This is a genomic window from Thalassotalea sp. G20_0 (assembly GCF_017744175.1).
Classification (GTDB): domain Bacteria; phylum Pseudomonadota; class Gammaproteobacteria; order Pseudomonadales; family Endozoicomonadaceae; genus Endozoicomonas.
In genome coordinates this window covers 1-673 of record NZ_JAGHQV010000398.1, presented here as the reverse complement: position 1 = coordinate 673, position 673 = coordinate 1, and the positions used below count along the sequence as shown (strand labels likewise).

Sequence of the window (673 nt, the reverse complement as noted above, 5' to 3'; positions counted from 1 at the left end):
CTGGTCGGTGTGATCGCCTACCGCTATTACAGCCAAAGGTCATCGACTAATGCTGGTCGTAACCGCGCGGAACCCATGCCGCCCCCACCCAGCGGCCGCCCCCGTGCTGAAGGACAGCTGCCTACTTCTCCCCGGAATCATTACCAACCGTTGTCGTTCAGGCCGAGGAACCAGAGACCGCTGCCTGCTCCTCGTCGGGATCATTACCAACCGTTGTCGTTCAGGCCGAGGAACACGAGACCGCTGCCTGCTCCACCAAGCCATTACCAAACGTTAACATTCAGACAAGGGAACAAGGCAACAGGGGGCAGCAATCCCCCGATGGGTAATAAAAAAGAACCCGCCCCCCCTGACATCCCTGTGTACTTAGAACTGACCGAGTATGAATCCATCGATAACCTTGGTAAACCGGTGGCGGACGGTCAGCCCGGTATGGCAACAGGCAGCAACTCTGTGGCAAACACTGGAAAACCCACCCGACCAGGCAGCCCTGTGTACCATGTACTGACCGAACATGGGACTGACTCTGACGATAACCATGGTCAACCGTTGGCGGACGGGCAGGACGGTATAGCAACAGGCAGCAACTCCGTGGCGAACACTGGAAAACCCACCCGGCCAGGCAGCCCTGTGTACCATGTACTGACCGAACATGGGACTGACTCTGACGATA

General features: G+C 57.5%; 1 protein-coding gene. It reads left to right on the top strand.

Annotated features, from left to right (window positions below; translation table 11 throughout):
* On the top strand, nt 1-673 hold a 673-nt coding region (locus tag J7438_RS26715; protein WP_209279050.1), incomplete at both ends, for a hypothetical protein.